This window comes from Methanosarcinales archaeon, from assembly GCA_014859725.1.
Classification (GTDB): domain Archaea; phylum Halobacteriota; class Methanosarcinia; order Methanosarcinales; family Methanocomedenaceae; genus Kmv04.
The window spans coordinates 1-6,927 of sequence record JACUTQ010000122.1; the positions used below are offsets into that span (position 1 = coordinate 1).

Consider the following 6,927-nt stretch of genomic DNA (forward strand, 5'->3'; position numbering starts at 1 on the left):
CCCTGATAAGAATAGCATCGCTGCTTCATGATATTGGAAAGCCGAGGTCTTATACCCAAGATACTAAAGGAGTACCTTTCTATCACCATACTACCCAGACTGAAGAAATAGTGGGGTATATACTTGAAAAAGTACCTGAATCACTCACCACGAAATATGAATTGAAAAAAATACTGCCAAAACTTGCTGCAAAACATCATTCAAGGGATTCAGAGACCGTCCTTGAAAAAATCATCGGGCAAGCTGATTCTGTTGCATCAGCAGCAGATAGGGTGTATGAAATAAAAGGAAATTTTGAAAATGATTATGTCAGCGTGGAATCCCATGATAAAATATTTCCACATGAAATAAATTTTGATCGTGGTGATTTACAATGTATTGAAGAACCACATTCAGAAATACTCGGATACAGGGGTAAAACTTCTAAATCCGTGAAGTCAAAATTAAAACCAGATGAAAAAACCGTCCGGCTTTTCATTGATTCAGTTGTTGGCGGGGGTACTCTTCAATATAAAGGAACTGAATCGAAGTTCAGTGGTTCTATTGGTTTACTGGCACTTGATATTATGCAAATCCAGGACTATATCAAAGAAGCGGAAAAGCTTCCCATGCTAAGAGGCGGCAGTGCAATAGTGGAAGACACCCTGTATAATGCTGGTCAAATCATTTCAAAAGAAGTTTGTGAAGAAGCGATACTTTTCAAGGGCGGCGGGAATCTGCTTGCATTTGTGCCATCAGATGAAAGAATCCAGAATAATATCAAGGAAAAGATAAATAAAATGATAGATGAAACTTCATCATGTGGTCTGAAAGGTGCAGTGGCAACAAAGACTATTCCGATGAATAATCTCAAACAATTCGATGAAGTGCTTAAAGATATTCAAGATGATGTGGATGTAGAAAAAAATAAGGTTCATAGACATAAAATTACAAAACCAATACATAGAGACGACATATGTCCTTTCTGCTTTAAGAGAAATGCCCACACCCTCAATAATATAAGAATATGTGAAGTATGTTCTGAAAAGGAAGGGGGAGGAAAAGAACATAAGTACAGGCAGAAAAACAAATATGTGGATGAGGAGCTTCTCAAAAGATATAAATTACATTATCCCATGGAACTACAACATATCGGTGAATCTATAGCCGTAATCGCTATCGATGGGAATATGATGGGGCGCCTCTTTACACAGACCCTGACACCTGCGGAATATAACTATAAGAGTGAATTTTTTGATGAGAATTTCAAAAGCATAATTAGAAAAACTATCAGCGATTTCATCAGCAACGATGAAACGGGATTATTAATCAAGAACCAGGATTATGCAGGAATTGACCCCTTATTTGTGGGCGGGGACGACATGCTATTGATAATAAATGCTAAAGCTGCGATAAAATTCTCTGAAAATTTGATCAAAAATATACATGAGGGTTTCAAATTCCAACGGAAATTCTTTGACGGCACGCTGTTTGAAAATCCAACGGTAACGATATCATGTGGAATAGCTATTGCTGATGCAAAATTCCCGATATATTTCCTGCTTGATGAAGCAAAGAAAATGGAATCAAAAGCAAAAGAAGCTTTCAGAAAAAAGACCGATACTGATAAACTGAATATTATCAAATTGCCAGCAGGATCGATCGCATTTACTGCTGTCTCCGGCGCAATGCCATCCAAAGACAATAATGTTTGTTTTGTGCTGCCTGATAATGAAAATGAGATTAGAGACCTGAACGATTTGATTGCGGAGTGCCTCTCAGATGAAAAACGCACACTCATATCAGGTCTGATAACTTGTGGCACATCAGAAGTAGAACGATTGAATTTCATAAAATCGAATTATGCTTCTGGTCTTCGGAAAAAGCCAAGCCCTGAAGAGTGGCTCGATAATTGCGAATGGATGGTGAGGATATTTATGAGTGAAGAACTGCTGAAATCTGCAAAGATGATAATTCCTAAAATATGGCATGTGAAGGAGGGAGTATGAAAATCCTGAAACTTTCAATGGTCTTTAAGAATGAATTCCATACAACAGGGGAGACAAAAGGATCACTTATTGATTTCCTGAAGGACTCAAAAGAGAGTCCATACATCCCTGCAACGCACATTAAAGGCATAATGAGAACCGAAGCCGAACGGATTTTAAGGAGCGTTGAGAAGATTCCTTGTTATATTACCGGTGATCCACGATCAAAATCAATGAATGTCACTCTATGTGATGAGGTGAAAAATGGAGGGTTCGGATGCGATGTTTGCAGGATATTCGGTGTCCCAAATACAGATGGCGGCGGGGATTTCAGGGAAGGAAAAGTACGGATAACGGATTTCAGGACAGATAAAAAAGTAGGGGCAGTATCAAGGACACATGTTTCAATAGACAGGGGAACGCAGACAAAAACGGAGCATGCCCTTTTCAATATGCTTTCAGTTCCGTCAAAAACACAATTTACAGGTTATATTCTTGTCCGGGATGAGCTGACAGATCCTGAAAATAAACTCCTATATGCAAGCATGCATTCAATGGCGCACTATGGCATTGGAAAAGACCGTTCCCGCGGTCTGGGTGGAATTGATACTGTTGATGGTTTCAGTATTTTGGAAATATCACAGGATGAGTTCCTGAAGGTGAAACAATGATCCAATTAGACGGAGTTATTACAGCAATATCGCCTTTGCATATCGGAAGTGGACGGTCAAAAGGTACGTTTATCCAGACACTTGACCATATTCCTGGAAGGACCTTGAGAGGGATGCTTGGATATTATCTTTTTAAGAACGATAAGCAGTTGTTTGATAGCACGGGGATCGATGAAGAAAAGGATATTTCAAAAATGGGCATATTCTTCAAGAACGCTTACCCTGTTGAAAACGATGAAATGACGGTCGCTTCTCCACTGAATTTGAGATGGTGCAAGAAATGCGGGGCTCTTTTTGAAAAGGATGAAAGGGAGTGCAAGAGTTATGTTAATAATAAACCCTGCCTGCATGAAGGGAAAAAACATTCGGGTTTGATACTTATGAAATCTTTTAAAGAAAGGAAATTAGCACCGATTTCTCATTCCACCAAGATCGAAACAAAATGCCCGATAACCAGAGATAAACATGCAAGTATGCCCCAGAACTCTGAACTTAAACCGTATCATATCCAGAGCATTGAATCAGGAGCCAGGTTTGGATTTAGATTGCTGGTAAGAGATGAGTTCGCTGATAAGATAATAGAGGCGCTCAGGAATGCAGGAACCTTTTATGGTGTTGGCGGGTTCAGGTCGCGGGGATACGGCAGCATCAGGTTTGATATTACCGGAAAAACAGACCTGAATGAGGTACTTGCGAAACGGACAGAGGATATTTCAAGGATGAATCCAAGGCTTCTTGTCGTGAATTCACAATTGATACTCAGGGATGGCAATGAATCCATTATCGGTTTTGATAAAACTTTTCTGGAATATTCAAACAATGTCCTGAAATCGATAGGAGTGGCTGGAAAAATCAATTTTGTGGAAAATACCGGGAAAATATCAGCAGGTATCGCTCGCGGATGGTCTTTAAAGGATAAAAATTCTCTTTCTGAACTGATACCATGTATCGGAGCTGGAAGCTGCATCAATGTTTCAGGAGATGCGCAGGCACTTTCGGCGCTTGAAGCTTACGGGATTGGTGAAATGATTAATTGCGGTTACGGAGATATTTACGTGACAGGTGATATCCTATGATCGAATATGAGGTTATCAATCAAAAGTCGTGGGAGATAGCAGCAAAATCCATAATGCAAAAGGGTAGAACATTTGAGACCTATTCAAAAGGACAGATAAGGCGGATATTCGAACTCTCCAAATCAAATAATTTTGAGAATGATATTAATTCATTCATCGTAAAATATACGCCGCAGCCGTCACGGGGACAGAGACCGCAGGATATTGCGGGCGAATTGAACCGGATGAAGATATTGAATGAAAACGTTGCAAAGGAATTATTGTTCCTGAAAGGCTGGAAACCTCAGGAGAGAATGAAGTTTTCCCAATACCTGATGTGGAATCTAAGAATAATCGAGCAGGTGTTGAATGACCGGGATAATTCAGGAGAGGAAAGATTAAAACTTATCCTTGAATGTGAAAAAGTCAAAGATCAAAAAGTCATAATTGATACTCTAACTGCGCTCTCAAAGGCAAATTATGCTGATAGAACACCGAGAAAAAGTGAGTATAGAGATAGTTATCAAAACAGGAGGAGATAAGTATGGAAATGAAAGATATAGTTCTGGGGTCGTATGAATTGCTTGTGAAATTACCACCGCCAAAAAATAACGGGGATAAGTATGAGATAGCTTCAAGAAATAAATTAAAAAACCTCCCAGAGGCATTAAGGGAAAATCAAAAAGATGCTGACAATATCACTCATTTCGTTAAATATGCTTCCTATTTCCTGCCGCGTGCAGAACGGGGTGATAAGCCTGATCCTGTAATGCTTCCTTTCCTTGATCTTCTCCTGACAAAAGTCGGGGATATCGAAAATAAGGAAAACGATGCAGGAGAGGTGGTTAAGAAAATAAAGTATCTTGTTGGTTACACCAACTGGAATATGGATGCGATTTTGACCATTTTTTCCGCTTCAAAGGGTGATGATGAAAAAATTCAAAAAAGACTTCAGGTAATGCTTGGAGCAGAACTTGAAATAGTTGGGGTAAAGGATAGTGTTGACAGAATCGTGTCTGATATTATGAACTGGAAGCGCAGTTCTGAACAAAGTACTAGAGAAAGCCGTACCACAAGGAGGTATTAAGGATGTTCGAGAAACTTGAGAGCCGTGCGCTCATCCAATACACGATCAAAACAAAGTCGGATCTTCATATAGGCGGGCATGGAAGTACACTTCCAGCCGAAGTTGATAATCAGGTCTTGAAGAATCACAAAGATTACCCCATAATACCTGGAAGCAGCCTGAAAGGTGTACTGCGTACTGAAATGGAGCGCCTTTTAAAAGGCATCTCAATTGATGTATGCTCTGTACCTGATGTGTGCAGGAGCCCGAAAAGAAAAGACGTCAACGAATGTCCGGTGTGCACTCTTTTCGGGGGCGCTGAGCTTGCTGGTTCGGTGAGGATAAAAGATGCTACTGCAAACAGTAAACGAACGTTTATCAGGGACGGAGTCGCTATTGAACGAAAGACCAGGAAAGCCAGAGGCGGGGCAAAATATGATTTTGAAGCAGTCCCGCAGGGTACTGAATTCTATGGGGAGGTGACTATCGAAAATCTTGATATTGACGAAAATAAGAATGCAAAACTCGGCGCTTTTTTGAGCCTTGTGGATTTTTTCAATGCCTGCTCCGGGAGTATAGGTCATGCTATTTCAAGGGGATTCGGGCAGATAAATATTGAAATAGATAATTTCAGGGTAATCACTGCGCAGGATTATCTTTCCGGGAAATTTGATGGGAAGGTGTTTCCATCAGGGGAACCTGAGTTCAATGTGGTGAAAGATGAAGCTATTACAAGCTGGAGCGCATATCTGAGTTCAAAGAAAGAAAAATCCTGAGGTTTTTATGACAGAGCCAGATTTCGATGTATTTAAAAACCGATGGACTATCACAGCAACACTTGAGCTTGAAACACCGCTTCGCATAGGCGGCGGTCAGAATGCTGCGGCTTATTCGATATCAGCTGCGCCTGTTCTTCAGACTTATAATGCGAAAACACAATTGTATGAACCGTACATTCCGGGAAGCAGTCTGAAAGGAGTGCTGCGAAGCACTGTTGAGCGGCTTATCAGGACATTCAATGAAAAAGAAAGCTGTATCAGTGTAGGTGAGGCAAGACCATGCGGGAGAGGGGAGTGTTTACCATGCGGGATATTCGGCTCTATGAAGGCGGGTGCTAAGATAAGGGTAAGGGATTCGTATCTTTCCAGCGGGAGCAAAGGATATTCTGGCTCTACGAAGGAGCAGCCGCACTGCGCCACTCTTTATGACCGAAATTTTATTCCCCTGACAAAACCACGGTTTGTCGGTAATAGAAAGATCGAAACCGCAAAGACAATTCTGAGGATGGAAGAGATCATCAATTCGGGTATTCGTTTTGATGTCATGGTGGATGTTGATAATGCGAATGAGCAGGAAATCGGACTTATTCTTATTGCATTGCTTGAATTCAATAACAAAAGGGTTCATCTTGGCGGCGGCGCAACGAGAGGCAACGGATTTGCAGATGTCGGGGATATAAATGTCAGAAAAAAGTCAGTGGATGATGGATTCAGAGTTACGGAACAAGCATTTGATGTCAATGAATTGATAATAACAGGGAAAAAGTACCTGAAGAATATTGATTCAGGAATTGAGGCTAAAGGGCGTGATTTTGATATTTATTATAAGGCACGTACACCTTCAGACGTTCCCGAAGGACATATTGTGGCACTGATGAAAATGACTGCGCTTACTGATTTTATCATGCCTGGCGTGGAAGAAGAGACTGTGACAAGCGGGGGGTTGCCTGTGATACCTGGCTCCACGATAAAAGGGTTTTTCAGGCACAATATGATCGATAAAGGAATTGATGCAGGAAAGATAAAAGAGATATTTGGGTTTACTGACCGGGATTCACATCGTGCAAGACTGCTTGTATCCGATGCTTACAGCGATGATATTACTGATCCCAAGAAGATACCTGCTGGTACTGTCCTTAAGATGTGGATGGTGTTTGATAATATGACCTCAGATGAAATAAAACTTATCGAAGAGTTTAGAAAGGGCAGGCTTGTAATAACTGGAAAAACAAGCGCTAAATGGGATGCAGTCAAGAAATCAACTATCAATAACGCAGTATCGATTGAATATGAGCGAATTGATATGTTCAGGGCATCCAGTTACCTGGAAGGTGTTTAATGAACGTCTGGATAACAACTGTCGGCTCAAGCCCGTTTGCCGTGATAAAT

General features: G+C 40.8%; 7 protein-coding genes. All 7 read left to right on the forward strand.

What is annotated here, in order from left to right; all coding sequences use genetic code 11:
* Positions 1–1,988, forward strand: a 1,988-nt coding sequence (locus IBX40_09675; protein MBE0524584.1) for an HD domain-containing protein, incomplete at its 5' end; no start/stop codon positions are given.
* On the forward strand, positions 1,985–2,638 hold the full coding sequence (locus IBX40_09680; GenBank protein MBE0524585.1) for a hypothetical protein: 654 nt from the start codon (positions 1,985–1,987) through the stop codon (positions 2,636–2,638). The genes IBX40_09675 and IBX40_09680, both read left to right, overlap by 4 nt.
* A complete protein-coding gene (locus IBX40_09685) occupies positions 2,635–3,714 on the forward strand; it encodes a hypothetical protein (GenBank protein ID MBE0524586.1) in 1,080 nt (359 codons plus the stop codon). Before IBX40_09680 ends, IBX40_09685 begins: the two co-directional genes overlap by 4 nt.
* Positions 3,711–4,235, forward strand: coding sequence for a hypothetical protein (locus IBX40_09690; protein MBE0524587.1), 525 nt, complete (start codon positions 3,711–3,713; stop codon positions 4,233–4,235). Before IBX40_09685 ends, IBX40_09690 begins: the two co-directional genes overlap by 4 nt.
* A 2-nt stretch (positions 4,236–4,237) precedes the next feature.
* Positions 4,238–4,780 carry a hypothetical protein gene (locus IBX40_09695; GenBank protein ID MBE0524588.1) on the forward strand — a complete coding sequence of 181 codons (543 nt, stop codon included), beginning with the start codon at positions 4,238–4,240 and terminating at the stop codon, positions 4,778–4,780.
* 2 nt (positions 4,781–4,782) lie between these two features.
* Positions 4,783–5,535, forward strand: a complete 753-nt coding sequence (locus IBX40_09700; protein MBE0524589.1) for a CRISPR-associated RAMP protein — start codon at positions 4,783–4,785, stop codon at positions 5,533–5,535.
* A 7-nt stretch (positions 5,536–5,542) separates the two neighbouring features.
* Positions 5,543–6,877: a hypothetical protein gene (locus IBX40_09705; GenBank protein MBE0524590.1), complete on the forward strand. Its 1,335-nt coding sequence runs from the start codon at positions 5,543–5,545 to the stop codon at positions 6,875–6,877.
* Positions 6,878–6,927: the final 50 nt, after the last annotated feature.